Source organism: Paenibacillus sp. ALJ109b (genome assembly GCF_010747435.1).
Classification (GTDB): Bacteria; Bacillota; Bacilli; order Paenibacillales; family Paenibacillaceae; genus Paenibacillus; species Paenibacillus taichungensis.
This window is the reverse complement of record NZ_JAAIFP010000015.1, coordinates 100137-117826: the sequence shown is the minus strand read 5'-3', so window position 1 is coordinate 117826 and position 17690 is coordinate 100137. Positions and strand designations below refer to the sequence as shown.

Annotated in this window: 15 protein-coding genes; 13 read left to right on the top strand and 2 right to left on the bottom strand. The window is 49.2% G+C overall.

The window, feature by feature from the left end:
- Positions 1-45 precede the first annotated feature (45 nt).
- Entirely contained in the window at positions 46-1416 is a 1371-nt protein-coding gene (locus tag G3352_RS16585; RefSeq protein WP_240343115.1) for a phospholipase D family protein, read from the bottom strand.
- A 239-nt stretch (positions 1417-1655) separates the two neighbouring features.
- Here G3352_RS16585 and G3352_RS16580 point away from each other — a divergent pair, with 239 nt between their 5' ends.
- The 9 genes from G3352_RS16580 (at position 1656) to fni (ending at position 12412) form a co-directional block, all read left to right on the top strand.
- Complete coding sequence (locus G3352_RS16580) at positions 1656-2720, top strand: MerR family transcriptional regulator (protein ID WP_205524903.1); 1065 nt, start codon at positions 1656-1658, stop codon at positions 2718-2720.
- Between the two features lie 288 nt (positions 2721-3008).
- On the top strand, positions 3009-4559 hold the full coding sequence (locus G3352_RS16575) for a phytoene desaturase family protein (protein ID WP_163758096.1): 1551 nt from the start codon (positions 3009-3011) through the stop codon (positions 4557-4559).
- The gene (locus G3352_RS16570; protein WP_163758094.1) at positions 4556-6019 is read left to right on the top strand and encodes a phytoene desaturase family protein; all 1464 of its coding nucleotides are present in this window, start codon (positions 4556-4558) and stop codon (positions 6017-6019) included. The genes G3352_RS16575 and G3352_RS16570 overlap by 4 nt, the downstream gene beginning before the upstream one ends.
- Positions 6016-6888, top strand: a complete 873-nt coding sequence (locus tag G3352_RS16565) for a phytoene/squalene synthase family protein (RefSeq protein ID WP_163758092.1) — start codon at positions 6016-6018, stop codon at positions 6886-6888. The genes G3352_RS16570 and G3352_RS16565 overlap by 4 nt, the downstream gene beginning before the upstream one ends.
- The gene (locus G3352_RS16560; protein ID WP_163758089.1) at positions 6888-7655 is read left to right on the top strand and encodes a carotenoid biosynthesis protein; all 768 of its coding nucleotides are present in this window, start codon (positions 6888-6890) and stop codon (positions 7653-7655) included. The genes G3352_RS16565 and G3352_RS16560 overlap by 1 nt, the downstream gene beginning before the upstream one ends.
- Positions 7624-8382 carry a lysophospholipid acyltransferase family protein gene (locus tag G3352_RS16555; protein ID WP_163758087.1) on the top strand — a complete coding sequence of 253 codons (759 nt, stop codon included), beginning with the start codon at positions 7624-7626 and terminating at the stop codon, positions 8380-8382. Before G3352_RS16560 ends, G3352_RS16555 begins: the two co-directional genes overlap by 32 nt.
- A 2-nt stretch (positions 8383-8384) precedes the next feature.
- Positions 8385-9533 carry a glycosyltransferase family 2 protein gene (locus G3352_RS16550; protein WP_163758086.1) on the top strand — a complete coding sequence of 383 codons (1149 nt, stop codon included), beginning with the start codon at positions 8385-8387 and terminating at the stop codon, positions 9531-9533.
- A complete protein-coding gene (locus tag G3352_RS16545; RefSeq protein ID WP_163758084.1) occupies positions 9530-11011 on the top strand; it encodes a phytoene desaturase family protein in 1482 nt (493 codons plus the stop codon). The genes G3352_RS16550 and G3352_RS16545 overlap by 4 nt, the downstream gene beginning before the upstream one ends.
- A gap of 333 nt (positions 11012-11344) precedes the next feature.
- Complete coding sequence (fni, locus tag G3352_RS16540; RefSeq protein WP_163758082.1) at positions 11345-12412, top strand: type 2 isopentenyl-diphosphate Delta-isomerase; 1068 nt, start codon at positions 11345-11347, stop codon at positions 12410-12412.
- Positions 12413-12710: 298 nt separating this feature from the next.
- Here fni and G3352_RS16535 read toward each other — a convergent pair whose 3' ends face one another.
- Positions 12711-13142: a hypothetical protein gene (locus G3352_RS16535; protein ID WP_163758080.1), complete on the bottom strand. Its 432-nt coding sequence runs from the start codon at positions 13140-13142 to the stop codon at positions 12711-12713.
- A gap of 166 nt (positions 13143-13308) precedes the next feature.
- Between G3352_RS16535 and G3352_RS16530 the strand changes: the two genes are divergently transcribed.
- From G3352_RS16530 to prmC, 4 genes are all read left to right on the top strand, one after another.
- The gene (locus G3352_RS16530) at positions 13309-13779 is read left to right on the top strand and encodes a GNAT family N-acetyltransferase (RefSeq protein ID WP_163758078.1); all 471 of its coding nucleotides are present in this window, start codon (positions 13309-13311) and stop codon (positions 13777-13779) included.
- Positions 13780-13971: 192 nt separating this feature from the next.
- Positions 13972-15072, top strand: coding sequence for a redox-regulated ATPase YchF (gene ychF, locus G3352_RS16525; RefSeq protein ID WP_063566964.1), 1101 nt, complete (start codon positions 13972-13974; stop codon positions 15070-15072).
- 608 nt (positions 15073-15680) lie between these two features.
- The gene (prfA, locus tag G3352_RS16520; RefSeq protein ID WP_063566965.1) at positions 15681-16748 is read left to right on the top strand and encodes a peptide chain release factor 1; all 1068 of its coding nucleotides are present in this window, start codon (positions 15681-15683) and stop codon (positions 16746-16748) included.
- Positions 16749-16773: 25 nt separating this feature from the next.
- The gene (gene prmC / locus G3352_RS16515) at positions 16774-17658 is read left to right on the top strand and encodes a peptide chain release factor N(5)-glutamine methyltransferase (protein ID WP_113053329.1); all 885 of its coding nucleotides are present in this window, start codon (positions 16774-16776) and stop codon (positions 17656-17658) included.
- Positions 17659-17690: the final 32 nt, after the last annotated feature.

Sequence of the window (17690 nt, the reverse complement as noted above, 5' to 3'; positions counted from 1 at the left end):
GCACGATAGTGTACAGGCGGGTTTATGTTTGAGATTTCATTTCAATTAGAAGGTCGTTAAACCCAAAATCAGCTGCAGCTTATATACGATTTCTTTCAAAAATGTAGTCTTCTCCTGAAATTCATCTAACTCCAGGGTGAACTCTGCATCTTCATTATTCCATATCCGGTCAAAATAATTCGCGACATCATGAGTGAATGAGTTGTCTGGTGGGGCAGCAACCCAGAGGTCATTTTCCAGATTATAATCATTCATGTTTCTGGGGGTGAAGTTGGTCGATCCTCCAAGGACGATATGATCCCCGGTGGCTTTGGCAATGTACATCATCTTGGTATGATACTGCTCCTTGGTAGTGTTATACCAGCGAATTTGAATTTTGCCATCCGATTTATCATGTAACTCAGCAGCTACAGGACGATTGGGAATACCAATCTTCTCCTGACCAAAGGCATTTTCGTTCGGGTCGAGTACGAGCCGTATCTCGGTTCCCCGTTTTGAGGCTTCGAGCAGGGCGTTCAGTACTTTGGGGGAAGCGATGTAGAACATGCCCATCCACAAGGTGTCACCTTTTGCCGATTGATTGATCTCATGGAGCACGGCCTCATTCACTTTGCCCTCGGTTAGATAACGAATTCGCAAATCTCCCTTATTCGGATCTGTAGAAGGAGCTGTATATGAAGGAAGTTTTCCCCCGCCTGAGAAATTCAGCACAGCCTGTTCCGACTCAAGGATATCTCCGATGATCGGTCCAGTTATTTCAAAAGCGATGTTTGAATGGTAGGCACTGGCATCATGAACATTGCCTGAGGACACAATAGCCGTCTTCTCACTGACCACCACTTTGCGATGATTGGCTTTCACATTGAGCAACTTAAGGTAGGAACGTACAGTGACATCCGGTCCGTCGGTTGCCATCAGGTTCGGAATCCATCCCTTCCCGGATTGACCAAACCACTGGAAGAAGGTGCGCCAGACCGCAGAATAGACTGGAGTGGAGTCACGTAAAGGGTCCTCATCTGTAATGACCACGTGAATTCCGGCCTGTTTCATCTGCTCCAGTAACGGGTTGGGTGCAGAGTTGTAGTTGGTGTTTACTTCATCCGTAATGAACCACATATCCATATCCGGTTTCTGAAGCTTTTTGGCAACCAGTGTTTCTGTGAACTCTGTACTTATGGGTGGGAATTGCTGACCTTTGTGCTGGTAGTTATTGAATAAAAACATATCAACGACGACGAACTGTTCCGCGTCTTCAACGATCTGTTGCATGCGCTGGAAGATCTGTTGTTCATGCTCCATCTGTCCGTCAGCAGAGGGGTAAGTCAGATCATGCAGAAATTGCACCTGATCCACACGGTATTCAGGACTTTCATAGGAAACGCCGGCTGGTAAAGGTTTATAGGTCTGGTAGAGCATGACGGCGATGAGCCATAGGACCAGTAGTACGAGACCTGTTCGTATGTATGGAAATTTGCCGCGTGAAGACTTGCGGCCTGATGTCTGGCGGCGATAATAAGAAAACAACAATAACTCCCCTTTCTGAACTTGCTGACTTCTATTACCACCCGGATGACAACATTGAAGCAGAGTGACTGACGGATTATTTAAGTAGTCAGGAAAGGCAAACCAATTCGATCGATTCAATCGACATGCATATGACCGTTGTGTATAATGAGTGTATTATTTTTGTGGAATGTTCGGATTTTCATATACCTGACAAGGACGGGATAAGGATTCGTTTAACCTATGAAAGTCCGGCTATTTCAGGAAAGAAAGTAGGTAATAAGGTGTATTCCATCAAACAAGTCGCTGCCATGCTGGGTATTCCGACGGTAACGCTCCGGGCTTGGGAGAATCGGTACAGTGCGGTCACCCCTGAGCGGACGGAATCGGGTTATCGCTTGTACACGGAAGAGAATGTTGCAGATCTGCGCTGGTTGAAAGAGCAGGTGGAGCAGCACCAGACAAATATTTCGGAAGCGGTACGCATGCTGAAGGTGAACAAAACCAGTTCACAGGAAGCTGTTGCAGTGCCTACGTCATTTACGCCACCAGTACCCACGATGGAAGAGGCATATGTACGTATAGCCGATCAGATCTACGACTCGTTATACAACTTTCAGGGCGAACGGGCCAATGGTTTGATTGATTTTGGCTTCACCATGTACGGATATGATTCAATGTTTTATCATGTGCTGGTGCCCATTCTGGTTCGTGTTGGAGATGCATGGGAGCAGGGCAGGGCTTCGGTCGCTCAAGAGCATTTTATGACTCAATTGATTTCACAGCGCTTTTATCAGTTTTTCCATCTGTTCCCGATCTATCCGCATCTGCCCAAAGTTCTGGCTTTATGCCCGGAAGGGGAGCATCATCAGGTAGGCTTATTGTTGTTCTCCCTGTTTATGCGTAAAAATGGTGCTGAAGTGCTCTATCTCGGAGCCGACACACCCGAAGAAGGAACATACCCAATTATCCGGGAGCAGAACATTCGGTTGGTTTGTCTTTCGGTTACCAGTTCAGAACTGGTTGAACGGTGTGATCAACTCATAGGACGAATTTTGGACGAGTTCCCTGATATGCGCTTTGTACTTGGAGGGAAGGGTTATGAGCGTGCAGAAAACGCACGTTATCCGCAGTGGATTATGCCCGGAAATTCAGCGGATTGGCAATCGTGGATGGAACGTGAGTATTTTGTTGAACCATCGCCTGGGCGAAGATAACTGATTCGTGTTTTTTTGAAAATGTATTTTTAAATAAAATGTATAGGTTTAGGTATACAGGACATCCTTTGACGCAAGAGCGCGGAGGGTGTTTTTTTTGCTTCTAAAATATCTTACTAGAGAATTTGACCAGCGGGTCATTATTTGATTTAATAGGTTGTATAATATTTGTACTACATTTGTATAATGTTTTTGCATTTACCCGCTTGAACAGTTCAAGGGCGGTTTAATAATAGGTTAGAGACTATAGTACTAGAGATAGTTCTTAACATAGGAAAGGTGAGTGGCATGATACCGAATCAGCAACGTAAACGTGCAGCAGTCATTGGTGCAGGTCCGGGTGGACTTGCAGCAGCGATGTTATTGTCCGGCCAGGGGTACGAAGTAGATGTATATGAGAAACAGCCAGTCATCGGGGGACGTTCTGCCAGACTGGAGCTGGGCGAATATCGGTTCGACCGGGGTGCAACGTTCTTGATGATGCCGCAGTTGATTGAAGAGATGTTCGATGTTGTGGGACGCCAATTATCCGACTATGTGGAGATGAAAGAGCTAACTCCACTGTATGCCCTGAACTTTGGCGATAAGGTGTTTAAGCCTTCCCGTAACCGTGAAGATACAGCCGCACAGATCAAGAAACTTTTCCCCGGCAACGAGGACAATTACCTTCGGTTCATGCAGGAAGAGGAAGTGAAGTTTGGCAAAGTCATGCCTTTGCTGCGTAGACCTTTCGGCAAGTTGGCAGACTATTTGCGAAGAGATGCCATCACAGCTCTGCCAAAACTCGATATTAACAATACAGTCTATGGCATTCTGTCTCGCTATTTCACGGATGAGCGCTTGCGCTGGGCATTTACGTTCCAATCCAAATACCTTGGCATGTCTGCGTGGGATTGCCCGGGTACGTTTACGGTTCTGTCGTTTATTGAGCACAACTATGGGTTGTTTCACCCCATTGGCGGCGTCAATCGTGTATTTCAAGCCATGGCTGATGTAGTTGAAGAATATGGAGGACGAATACATACATCCTGTCCGGTCAAACAGGTCATTGTTCGCAATGGTCGTGCAGCAGGCGTTTTGCTTGAAAATGGGGAACGCATTGAAGCAGATCATGTCGTTGTTAATGCAGACTTTGCACATGCCGTGAAGCATCTGTTTGAACCAGGCGTACTTAAGAAATATACACCGGAGAAAATGAAGCGTAAAAAATTCTCTTGCTCCACAGCCATGCTGTATCTGGGTGTGGACGGTGAAGTGGATTTACCGCATCATTCCATCTATTTTCCCGAGGACTATCGACTTAACGTCGACGAGATTACGAAGCATAAAGTACTGTCTGCGGATCCATCCCTCTATATTCATAACCCTTCCAGACTCGATCCGACGCTCGCACCGGAAGGAAAATCTGCATTATATGTTCTCATGCCTACGCCGAACCTTACCGGAGACATCGATTGGGAGGTAGAACGGGAGAATGTGCGGGAGGCGATGATGAAGCGAATGGAATCGATTCCTGAGTTGTCAGACATCCGCAGTCGTATTGAAGAATCCATGATGTTTACACCGCTGGATTGGCAAAATGAACTCGACGTGTACCGCGGAGCAACATTTAATATGGCTCATAATCTTGGGCAGATGATGTATCTGCGGCCACATAACCAGTTTGAAGAGTTGAAAAGGGTGTGGCTGGTGGGTGGCGGAACGCATCCGGGTAGTGGATTGCCGACCATCTTTGAATCGGCCCGGATTAGCGTGAAACTGATCCAGGAAGAGGATGCTCGCAAGCGCTCGAAACCAACCTCGTATGTGAAAACGGCGGAAGCGGGAGGCCATTCATGAAACGGGCTACCATCGTAGGTGCAGGTATAGGCGGCCTTACTTCAGCATTGCTGCTGAATAAACAGGGTTGGGACGTAACGATATACGAACGGGGTTCCAGAGTTGGAGGTCGTATCGGCTACGAGCAGGAAGGGGACTATCGGATCGATCAAGGCCCGACCATAGTACTTCTGCCTGAGATGCTGCTTGGCATTTTGGATGAAGCAGGGGTGGATCGTTCGAAGATTGAGCTGCTGCGTTGTGATCCATTGTACAGGGTGCATTATAGCAGCGGCCGTGTGATGACCAAAATGACGGCACGTGAACAGCAGGCCGAAGAGATTGAACGTCTCTTCCCTGGAGAAAGTCAGGGATTCTCGAAATTTATGAAAGATATGGACACGCTGTTTCCGGCAGGACGGGCTGCTTTTCTGGAACGGGCTTTTCCGCGAAAAAGGGATTTCTTCACTCCGTCTCTGATGTCCTTGATGGGCCGATTGCGTGCTCACAAAAGTGTACGGAAGGCTGTAGGCGATTACTTCCAACATGAGGAGCTGCTGGATGCATATTCGCTGCAAAGTCTCTATATTGGAGGGTCTCCCTTCGGTACGCCCGGTATTTACTCCCTGCTTCCTTATGCAGAGCACGAATATGGCATTTGGATGGTGAAAGGTGGTTATGCGGCATTACCTGCCATACTGGAACAGGAACTGATATCACGTGGTGGTCGCATCGTATTAAATACCGAAGTGACGGGACTGAGTATTAAAAATGGTGTATGCGAGGGTATAGAAACCGCCGCAGGCGCAGAAAATGTGGATGCAGTTATCTACAATGGCGATTTCCCCCATCTGTCGGGCCTGCTTGGTCAGACGCTTGATGGTTCACGCAAACGAAAGCCATATCGTCCCTCATCGGGATGTGTGTTGATCTATGCGGGTGTTGACAAAACGTGGGATGATGCAACGACGCATCAGTTTTTCCTGCCTCCAAGTCTGGACGGCAGTTTGCGGGAAGTGTTCAACCGGCGCCGCATTCCGGCGAAGTCCTCTTTTTATGTATTCAATCCGGCTGCATTGGACGAGACAGCGGCCCCGCCAGGTCAGAGTGTATTGTACTTCCTAATTCCGGTGCCGGATGCCGATGGTGTCGACTGGTCTCAGGAGACCGAGGCGCTGGCAGAACGAGTGTTGGAAGAAGCGGAACAACGCGGATTCCCGGGACTCCGTGAAGCGATCAAGTGGCAAAAAATACGTACACCCGCTGACGCTGAGCGTGACGGGCTGTATGGCGGCGGCAGCTTTGGCATTGCACCCGTGCTGTTTCAATCCGGTGTATATCGTCCACAACCGAAGCCGTTTCCGGCAATCCGGGGACTATATGCGGCTGGTGCTTCTGTACATCCGGGAGGCGGGGTTCCTATTGTGATGCAAAGTGCACGGATGGCAGTGAATCTACTCACGGAGGAGATGGAAACATGAATGAAGCGATTTTGAACAAGTGTGAGGAATTAATGCAAAAGGGCTCGTCATCTTTTTATCAAGCCTTCAGAGGTCTGCCCAGCCCACGCCGCGAGGCCGTGTACGTGATCTATGCCTTTTGCCGCATGATCGATGACAGTGTGGATGAGCCGGAGCAATCGCCCTATACGATTCATGAAATCCGCCATCTGTTCAATCTGTTGGAAGAAGCGGAAGGACACTTTATTTGGCCGGCATTACGATGGCTGTTTACAAGCTTCCCTCATCTGGACAAGGGGCCTTTCTTCCGTCAAATGGACGGTCAATTAACCGATCTTAAAGTCACACATTATACAACGATAGAGGAACTGGAGCAGTATTGTTATCTGGTTGCCGGAACCGTGGGCGAGATGTTGCTGCCTGTATTGCGCGATGATAACGGTACAGACGTGGCGATGAACGGGATCGCACTGGGCAAAGGTATGCAGATCGTCAATATTATCCGTGATGTGGGCGAGGACCGGGCAAGAGCCCGTCGCTACGTTCCGCTGGAGTTGATGGAGAAGCATGGATATTCCGAACAGGATTGGGCTAACGGTGTTGTTGACAAAAGGTTTAAAGCCATTATTCATGAATTGAAAGTAGCTGCGCTGGGCTGGTTCCGTATTGGTATGGACCGTCTAGATACGTATCCAACCGAAAGTGCATTTGCGATTGAGCTGGCAGCAGCCTTTTATTCCACTATTCTACATGCGGTTGAGCGCAACGACTATGACGTGTATACGAAGCGTGCATTTGTAAGTGATGAACTGAAACTGGAGATGCTGGGTGCCATTGTGAAACGTTATCCAATGCTGGCTTACCAAGCCTCCCGCACGGCGGTATCCTGATGGTTCAGGGCCTGTACTGGGCGTGGTATATCATCGGAGCGGTACTGATGCTGACGATCGGTGTTCCGGATGTACTGTCCTTCTCCAACGGATTGTTTCTAATCTTCTATGCACTGTATGTGCTGGATCTGATATATCAAGGACGGAAACGGACGGGGTTGTCCGACCAGTCAGTCATTTGGATGAAACCTGAACTCTGGCTGGTTTCCTTTATTATATGGCTGGGTGGCATGGGGGTAGAATGGGTCGGCGTGCATACACACTGGCCCTTTGGCGAATATTCGTATTCGGACTTCTTCGGAATCCACCTGTTCAGTGTACCCGTTACATTAGGCTTCGCCTGGATTGCCGTGGTTGGTAACTCGGCTCTGCTCAGTGGCGGTGGATCGACCTGGACGGGCAAGCTGATTCGGGCGGTTAAGACTGGATTTTGGGCCATCGTGCTCGACCTGGTGCTCGACCCGGTAGCGCATGCCAGAGGATTCTGGCAATGGCAAGCTCCAGGTGGATTCTACGGTGTGCCCTGGACCAATTACATAAGCTGGTTTGTAATGGGAGCGTTCCTCTCCTTGTTTCTTCCGGCAATGCCTTCAGATCGAAGCTCATTGCTGCGTGCGAAATGGTTGTATCAGCTGTTTATTCTTTTGTTTGGGCTGTTAGCTCTCAAAGAAGGAATTACGGGCAGCTTCATCATTGCTATTTTAGGTGTGCTTCTTGCTGAGGGGAGCTGGCTATATGATTCGCGCCGTAAAATCAAAATCGTTTAACCGGATTTTTTCCTTATACAATCATTATTATTTGCTGCGGAGACGTTTTCGCTCGTTTACATTATCAGGTTCATTGGACCCGCTGCTACCGAATACGGGTTCACCCATGGAACCGGATCAACCGGTCATCTATTTCATGAACCACAGCTCCTGGTGGGATGGTCTACTGCTCTATCATGCATCGCAGCAGACTTCCCGAGGCGATCATTATGTCATGATGGAAGAAGAGCAGCTGAGACAATATGCCTTTTTCCGTAAACTTGGCGCGTATTCAATCAACAAGGAGAATGCATCCAGCATTCGAACCTCATTACAATATACGACCGAGCTGCTTCATTCCGGGAAAAGGGCCTGGATCTTTCCCCAAGGGGAAATTCTGCATCAGGATGCCAGGCCAATTGAGTTTCGCCCAGGCATTGGTCTGCTGCTTCGCCGCTCCCCACGCGCCGTAGCTGTACCTGTGACTTTGTGTCATGGCATGGTTCAGCATGATTTGCCAGAGGTATCGATGCAGGTGGGTACGCCTGTGATAGAAGATTGGAAGGCATGGAAGAGTGAAGAGATTGCGACCAGATTGAGCAGGGTGCTGGAGAAGCAGTTGAATGATCATAAATCAGAACTGGTACGCATCGGGCAGGGGAGTTTGCCGGGTGCTTTTCCACTGATTCGCCATGTGCGTTCAACAAGTGAAAAATACGATGCGGCACGAAAGCGGGTGAACCGTTAGCGATGAATGCATCTGAAATAGGTTGGATTATACTTACTTGTGTATTGGGCGTTCAGTTGATATTTGCAATATGGAACGTCACCTGTCTGCCCAAAGTGCGTTCATTCAACGCAGATGAATTGAAAAACAAGGATATCCTGGTCTCTGTACTGATTCCTGCACGTAACGAGAAACTGCACATTCAAGGATGTCTAGAAAGTGTGCTTGCCAGCGATACATCCGGATTTCGAATGGAAGTACTGGTGCTGGATGATCGCTCTGAAGATGAGACCGCAGCCATAATTCAGGCGATTGCCGATCATGATCCACGTGTACGCCTGCTGCATGGCGTGGAGCTTCCCGCAGGCTGGATGGGAAAATCTCATGCTTGTCACCGACTGGTGCAGGAGGCCAAGGGTGAATGGTTTATGTTCGTGGATGCCGATGTGCGCTTGGAACCTGCAGCCATCCGGCAGACGATTGCTGCGGGGTGTGAGCAGGGCGGCGGCCTCGTCACAGGATTCCCCTATCAGGTGACGAAGACCTGGATGGAAAAGCTCGTTGTGCCTATGATGGTGTTCACCATCATCAGTCATCTTCCCATTTTCATGATACGCAGATCATCTAATCCGATGTTTGTAGCCGCTACAGGGGCGTTTTTGCTCATTCACCGTTCCAGTTATAAGGCCTCGGGTGGACATGCTGCAATCCAGGCTGATCTGGTCGATGACATGAGTCTGGCCAAGGCGGTTAAGCGTGCGGGATATCCCGTCATGCTGGCCGATGTTCATGATGTAACGAATACACGAATGTACCAGAATGGTGCAGAAGTGTGGAACGGCTATAAGAAAAACATGTACGAAGGCATGGGGCGCAAAGATGTGCTGCTATTAGGCACGATGCTGATGTATACACTGATGTATATTGTGCCTCCGCTCGGTCTGGTTATCGGTTTGTTGACGGGCAATGCTACGTCCATCATCTATGGTCTTGTGGGGACCGTACTCGGGATGGGAGTTAAAAGGGTATCGGATCACGCTGGGGGACAACCCTGGTGGCTTGCTTTCCTGCAACCGATTAGCATGGCATGTGTCATTGCGATCGGCATCGCTTCCTGGCAGGCAGGTCGTTCCGGCAAGGGGTATGTATGGAAAGGTAGGCGGTACAGTTGAAGGGTAACGTCATTATTATCGGAGCAGGATTTGGAGGTCTATCGTGTGCCATTCGGCTAGCTTCGCAAGGAGTGAGGGTCACCATTCTGGAGCGGCAGGAGCGGGTCGGTGGAAAGCTGCAACAGATTGAGCAGGATGGATATCATTTTGACCGAGGGCCAAGTACGATCACGATGCCCGCAAGCTTCTGTTCCGTCTTCGATCATGCAGGTGTGGATATGGAGGATTACGTTCAGTTATACGAGTTGGAACCACGTACACGTAATATTTTTGCAGATGGGACCGTGGTCGATTTATCAGGCAATCGAAAGTGGATGAAGGAGCAGATTGCTGCCTACAGCCCGGAAGATGCGGCTCGTTATGATGCATTTATGGATGAGTCTGCTGCGCTGTATGCGGAAGCCAATCGGCATTTTCTTGGAAAGTTGCTGTTATCGCCTAAGGATAAATATAATCTTCGAATGCTGCGCAGTCTGCTGCGCGTACGGCCTACAGTGAAGTTGGATAAGCTGCTGCGTTCTTATTTCCAGCACCCCCATACCCTTGTGATGTTCGGTCGGTACGCAACCTATGTTGGGTCATCGCCATATCAGGCGCCTTCGATCTTTGCCATGATGGGTCATGTGGAAGCAGAAGAGGGCATCTATGGGGTCAAGGGTGGAACCTATCAACTAATAGAAGCAATGACACGGCTTGCTCAGGAAAAAGGGGTGCAGATCATTACTGGCATCGAAGTCCGCCAAATTGTTGTCAGGAGTGGTAAAGTGGCAGGTGTGGATACGGATCAGGGCTTCCGGGAAGCCGATCAGGTCGTTGCCAATGGAGATGTGCTGAGCGTCAATCGGCTGCTGCTTGCGCCAGAATATCGCAAACAGATGAGCGATGAGCGAATTCGCAAGTATGAGCCGTCGATATCCGGGTTCGTGACACTGGCTGGTGTGCGGAGACAGTATGAATCCCTGCTGCACCATACCGTCTTTTTCCCGGAACGGTATGAACCGGAGTTTGACCATATTTTCCGTGACCGAAAAATGCCTGCTGATCCCACGATCTATATCTGTTATTCCGGTTATTCGGAAGCGGGTATGGCTCCAGCGGGAGCCAGCAATCTATTCATTCTGGTGAACGCTCCGTATTTGTCGGACTCCTGGCATTGGGATGAGCAGATGGACCGTTATGGCGAATTGGTGTTGGAGAAGCTGACCGAGCGGGGCATTACGGGATTGAAGCAGTCGGATGTGCTGATCCGGTACACGCCACAGCATATAGAACGGGATACACTCGCTCATCGAGGGTCGATCTACGGCATCTCGTCCAACTCGGTGAAGCAGACCTTCATGCGTCCCGGCAATAAAAGCAAGGATGTCAAAGGGCTGTGGTACGTGGGTGGAACGACACATCCGGGAGGCGGAACACCGATTGTGACATTGTCCGGGCAGCTTGTTGGAGCGCAGCTGGCATCGGAAATCGTAACGTAAGTTATAGAAGAGATTCATCTAACAGAATGACTGACCCAACCTCCAAATATCTGAGTAGCAAATACAAATTGGACCTCGAAATTCAAGTTATTGTTGGGTTTCGGGGCACCCTTTCCATTGCTGGGCCGGAACGTTATACTGGTAGAGTTGACGCGTTGAGTGTGAATATCATTTATAATATAGATCCAAATCATACCGTTTGTACGTTACATAATTAGAATTAATATTTCTGAGAATCTCTCTGCTGTATCGGGCAAAATCCTGAACGGAACATAGCCGAAACTGGCAATTATCCTGTCCATCAGCACTATTCTCACATAAGGAGGTCTCATCATGAATGAACAAGAGCGAGCCGGCGAACGGCTGCTTCCCGAGGTGGCTACGGGGGAACGGAAGCTGGAGCATGTGCGCCTCTGTCTTGAAGAGAATGTTGCAGGAGAAGGGGTAACCAGCGGAATGGAGCGGTATGCTTTTCGTCATAACCCGTTACCTGAATTGAATTTTGAAGAGGTAAGTCTAGAGACTGTGTTTATTGGTAAAAGGGTGCGCACACCCCTGCTCATCAGTTCGATGACGGGTGGAAGCAAAACAACGGGCGCCATCAATGAGCGGCTTGCCCGTGTGGCGAACGCCCGAGGCTGGGCACTCGGCGTAGGTTCGATTCGGGCTGCCGTGGAACAGCCCGAGCTGGCAGCCACCTTCGATGTGCGGCGCTGGGCACCGGATATTCCGGTCATTGCGAACCTCGGCGCAGTGCAGCTGAATTACGGCTTCAACACTGCTGATTTTAAGCGGGCCGTTGAGATTGCGGGAGCGGACATGCTTGTGCTTCATCTGAACAGTTTGCAGGAGATCTTCCAGCCTGAAGGCAATACGGATTTTAGCGGATTACTTCATCGAATTGAGGATTTGTGTCAGCAATTGGACGTGCCTGTTGGCGTGAAAGAAGTGGGTTTTGGCATCGATGGAGTAACGGCACAGCGATTGTACGAAGCAGGTGTGGCCTTTATCGATGTGGCTGGAGCAGGTGGTACAAGCTGGGTGCAGGTCGAGAAGTTCCGGAACCGTAATCCGATACGCCGGGCGGCGGCAGAAGCTTTTGCAGACTGGGGCATTCCGACAGCGGAGTGTATTCAGGAAGTGAGAGCGGTAAACCCGGAAGGTGTTCTGATTGGCAGCGGTGGATTGTATAACGGTGTAGATGCAGCCAAAGCGCTTGCGCTTGGTGCGGATCTAGCCGGATTCGGCCGATCGTTGCTCGAATCCGCAGTCGCTTCCGATGATGCGCTGAATGAGCGTCTGGAACAGGTTGAATTCGAGCTGCGTACCGTCATGTTTGGCATTGGTGCAGGGCAGGTCGAGGATTTGCAAGGCACGCCACGTCTGGTGGAGCGGCGTTAAATTCGATATGGATATGTGTAAGCTGAGCTAACGAACCGGATGCACCTTATTATGTGATTTGCTTGGGATGAATAGACTAACGAACATTAGACACGTTATTCCTGCAAAACGTATGATGTGACATGCAAAATGAGGGTATAAAGCGTCTGTGGTTCGTTACCCCGCCGATTCTGTGCAATTAAGATCTAATAGAACGTGTGATTCATTACAAGTTGAAAACTTTAGCGTGTTAAAAGTGGCACCCCGCCAGGTCATGGAGTATGGGGAGCCTCTTTTTGTTGTACCAGGGAGAGAAAGGCTACATACATTCTTCTTTCACGGTTATCTTTTCGTTGGTTACAGTCACATAGGAGTTGCCTGACAAGTATTCGGTATATCCGCATACCGTCTCGTTATAGGTTTCACCACGGCTATCCGTAAACTCCAGATAGATGGATCCTTCTCCGGAGAGTCGCAGCTGTGGAGCGAACTTCACTTGTTTACCGCTGGGTACACCTTTCTTTAAGGTGTATATAGTACCCTCTTTGTTTGTATTGAACGAGTCAATGCCGCTGCTCACGCGTGCTGTGATATTAGAGAGATCATAATCGGACTGATTGTGAATCGTGATCCTTAAATGTCTGAAGGGGTCAAGCGCCTGGTAACCCATAGAAATAACTAATCCAATGAAGAGAATCACTGTAGATAGGATGATTATTTTCCTTTTTGAAAAGGGACGACGTGTATTCATAAGTAATCTGCTCCTTTCTTTCATATAGGTATAAACAGACTAAGGTAACTAAAAGTTGTATAGGATTTGGCTTGAATTGCATCATGCAGACCATGGTGTAACAAGATACAATACTATAGAGTGCAAAAAGATCATACATAGAACACTCGAACTAGGAGGGAAACCAATGGAACTGATCCCAATGAATCAAGAAGAATATGCAAATTTCCGTATTCGCTCGATTAAAGATTTTGCAGAAGAGAAAGTGGAGGCGGGTACTTGGGCTGTAGAAGAGGCTCAGGGACTTGCGGAGGCATCCTACGACAAATATTTGCCTGAAGGGCTGAATACACCGGGTGCTTACCTCTATAATCTGGTACATGCCATGGACGGGAATGTGGGTTATATCTGGTTTAACGTTACGGATAACCGCCGTGGTAAAGACGCTTTTTTGCTGGATATTGTGGTCGAAGAAGCCTATCGGGGCAAGGGCTATGGAACAGAGACGATGGAGGCACTTGAAAGGGAAGCCTTGAGTCTTGGCGTAGATCGCATTGGTCTGCATGTGTTTGGACATAATGTGCGGGCAAGCAGCTTGTATCGCAAGATGGGGTATGAGGTAACGGATCTGACGATGTACAAGGAAATCACAGGGTAAACCTAAAAACGGATAATCTAAGTCAAACGTATGATCTACGCAAAACGAATCATCCGTAGTAACCGTGGATTTCGGGAAGCGGATGGTGCTCTGGTCGAATTGGCGAAGTTCCTTGATGCCTTGGGGTTTGTCATATATAATGTATAGGATTATCCATACCGAACAAGTAATCAATGAGGAGTTGTCATATACATGGCTTTGAAAGCTGGAATCGTGGGCCTGCCTAACGTTGGTAAATCCACACTGTTTAACGCAATTACACAAGCTGGTGCCGAATCGGCAAACTATCCGTTCTGTACGATTGACCCTAACGTGGGGATCGTTGAAGTACCGGACGAGCGTTTGGACAAATTGACAGAACTCGTTGTACCGAAAAAAACGGTACCAACGGCGTTTGAATTTGTAGATATCGCAGGTCTTGTTCGTGGTGCGAGCAAAGGCGAAGGTCTTGGTAACAAGTTCCTTGCACACATTCGTGAAGTAGACGCGATTGTACACGTGGTACGCTGCTTTGTAGACGAGAACATCACACACGTCGATGGCAAAATTGATCCGGTAAGCGACATCCAGACGATCAATCTGGAGCTGATCCTGGCCGATATCGAGAGTGTCGAGAAAAAAATCGATCGCTCCAAGAAAAACATGAAGGGCGGCAACAAGTCAGCTGCTCAGGAAGTAGAAGTACTGGAGAAAGTGAAGGCTGTTCTGTACGAAGACAAGCCAGCACGCAGCATGGAACTTACGGACGAAGAGCGTCTGATCGTGCGCGATCTGCACTTGCTTACCCTGAAGCCTGTTCTGTACGCAGCTAATGTAGCTGAGGACGAAATCGGTGATGTGGCGAACAATGCTTATGTGCAAAAAGTAAGAGAATTCGCAGCTGCTGAAAATGCAGAAGTGGTGCCGATCAGTGCGAAAGTGGAAGAAGAGATCTCGGAACTTGAAGGCGAAGATAAACAAATGTTCCTGGAAGAACTCGGTATCGAGGATTCCGGTCTGAACCTGTTGATCAAAGCGGCTTACAAATTGCTGGGTCTGTACACATACTTCACAGCAGGGGTACAGGAAGTTCGTGCTTGGACAATCCGTAAGGGTACAAAAGCACCTGGCGCAGCGGGTGTCATTCACACCGACTTCGAGCGCGGATTCATCCGGGCAGAGGTTGTTTCCTACGATGATCTGGTTGCTGCCGGTTCCATGAACGGTGCGAAAGAACGTGGACAACTTCGTCTCGAAGGTAAAGAGTATGTCGTCAGCGACGGCGATGTTATGCACTTCCGCTTCAACGTTTAATATCGATAGTCTAGATAAGAAAACATACTTGAATTTACGAGTATAGCAGCTCTGTCGTCTTCTTTTGAAGATGGCAGGGCTTTTTACATATCGAAGAATAATCTTCAATAACCCTAAGGTATCCAACAATAAAATTGTCTGTATATCCTGTACGCCCTACTGGATTGTTTACTCGCTCTGGATATAATAAAAGGAAGAAGTCTCATGAGAGATGAGCTCTTATAGTCTTTTGCAAATCAATCTGGTTGCTTAAAATAAGTAAATCATAATTTGGATGCAGATGCTGCAAACAGTTGCTATTCAGGAGCATAAGAATATGCTATAATTAAGAGTCGTATACCTATGTTAAATTTCTCGCTCGGCTTAATGAGTTGTAGCGGGTTTTATACCGGGTACGCGATTTCTTTTATATAACTTAAAAGTAAAGGATTTGATGACGTTGTAGCGATGTTATACGTCGATCATAAAATGAATGTTACGGTCAGGGATTTCTGTGAACTCCGTGCCTTTTGAAATATAAATGGTCTGATAACGCATGAATGAATGCCTATCGGAATCGAATGAATGTTGAAATGCTGGAACGAAAATAACGCGTGAGGTGACTATACATGTTTGATAAATTACAGGCGTTAGCCGACCGTTACGAGAAACTCAGCGAGCTGCTGTGTGACCCGGATGTAGCAAGTGACAACAAGAAGCTGCGGGAATATTCCAAAGAACAATCGGATCTGCAGCCTACCTATGAAGCATACAATGAGTACAAACAAGTGAGCCAGGATCTTGAAGCTGCGAAAGAAATGCAGGGCGAGAAGCTGGACGACGAGATGCGTGAAATGGTCAAAATGGAAATTGATGAACTGAGCACTCGCCAGAAAGAATTGGACGATCTGATTCGTGTTCTCATGCTGCCGAAAGACCCGAATGATGATAAAAACGTCATCGTTGAAATTCGTGGAGCAGCTGGTGGGGACGAAGCGGCGCTGTTTGCAGCGGATCTCTATCGGATGTATACACGTTATGCTGATACGCAAGGCTGGCGCGTGGAACTGATGGACGTTAACACAAATGATCTGGGCGGATTCAAAGAGGTTGTATTCCTCATTAATGGACGCGGCGCTTACAGTAAAATGAAATACGAAAGTGGCGCACACCGTGTGCAACGTATTCCTACAACGGAATCGGGCGGCCGGATTCATACGTCTACTTCCACAGTAGCGGTTATGCCTGAAGCCGAAGATTTCGATATCGAAATCCATGATAAAGATATCCGTGTAGATACGTTCTGTTCCAGTGGTGCCGGCGGACAATCGGTTAATACCACGAAATCGGCTGTACGGGTAACTCACGTTCCAACGGGAATTGTGGCTACTTGTCAGGATGGTAAATCCCAGAACTCGAATAAAGAAAAAGCATTGCAAGTTCTGCGTACGCGTATCTTCGATATGATGCGTCAGGAAGAAGAAGCGAAAATTTCGAGTGAACGGAAGAGCAAAGTGGGTACAGGCGACCGCAGTGAGCGGATTCGTACCTATAATTTCCCACAAAGCCGTGTTACGGATCACCGTATCGGTTTGACGATGCACAAGCTGGATCAAATCATGAATGGTGAGATTGCTGATATCGTGTCTGCGCTGACGATTGCCGAGCAGACGGATATGATGGATAGAGGAGAATAATGCTGTGACCCGCGTGCAGTTTGTCATGACGCCGGAACAGAGTTGTCGGGAAGCCTTCGTGGAGGCTTCCTCTTTTTTGGAGAAGTGCGGCGTGTACGAGCCGCACAACAATGCCCGGCTGCTGCTGGAACATGTACTCGGCCGCGAAGGGGCCGCGTACTATATGATGCAGCCGGAGCCCTTTCCCAGCGAGCTTCGTAGTCGCTGGGAAGACGCCGTCACGCGCAAGGCTGCAGGTGAGCCGGCGCAGTACATTATCGGCAGCCAGGAATTCTACGGGCTGCCGTTCGAGGTCACGCCGGCCGTGCTGATCCCGCGGCCAGAGACCGAGCTGCTGGTCGAGGCTGTGCTGCGCGAAGCCGACCGCGTGTTTCCCGGCGGCGCTCCGCTCGCCGTCGACATTGGCACGGGCAGCGGTGCCATCGCAGTGACGATGGCTTCGCAGCGCCCGCACTGGCAGGTAGGCGCCGGAGATATATCGGCGGCTGCCCTGCAAGTGGCCGCGCGGAACGCGGCCGCGAACGGGGTGCAGATCGACTTCCGTGAAGGCGATCTATTAGCCCCGTTCGCTGGGGCGCGGGTGGACATCCTGGTGTCCAACCCGCCTTACATCCCGGCGGCGGATATCGCCGGGTTGCAGCCCGAGGTGCGCGATCATGAGCCGCGCACGGCACTGGACGGCGGCCCGGATGGCCTGGGGCCGTACCGCATCATGTTGGAGCAGCTGGCGCTGCTGCCTGCACCGCCGCAGATCATCGGTTTTGAGCTGGGTCAAGGTCAGGCTGGGGACATCGCCGCTCTGCTTGAATCGGCCGGATATTGGCCGGAGATTATCGTCGTGCCGGACCTTGCAGGCATCGAACGGCATGTACTGGGTGTTCGTACTTCGGAACAGGTGACGAAAATGTAAGGTTCCACGGGTTTTCTTTTTGCCGTGAAATC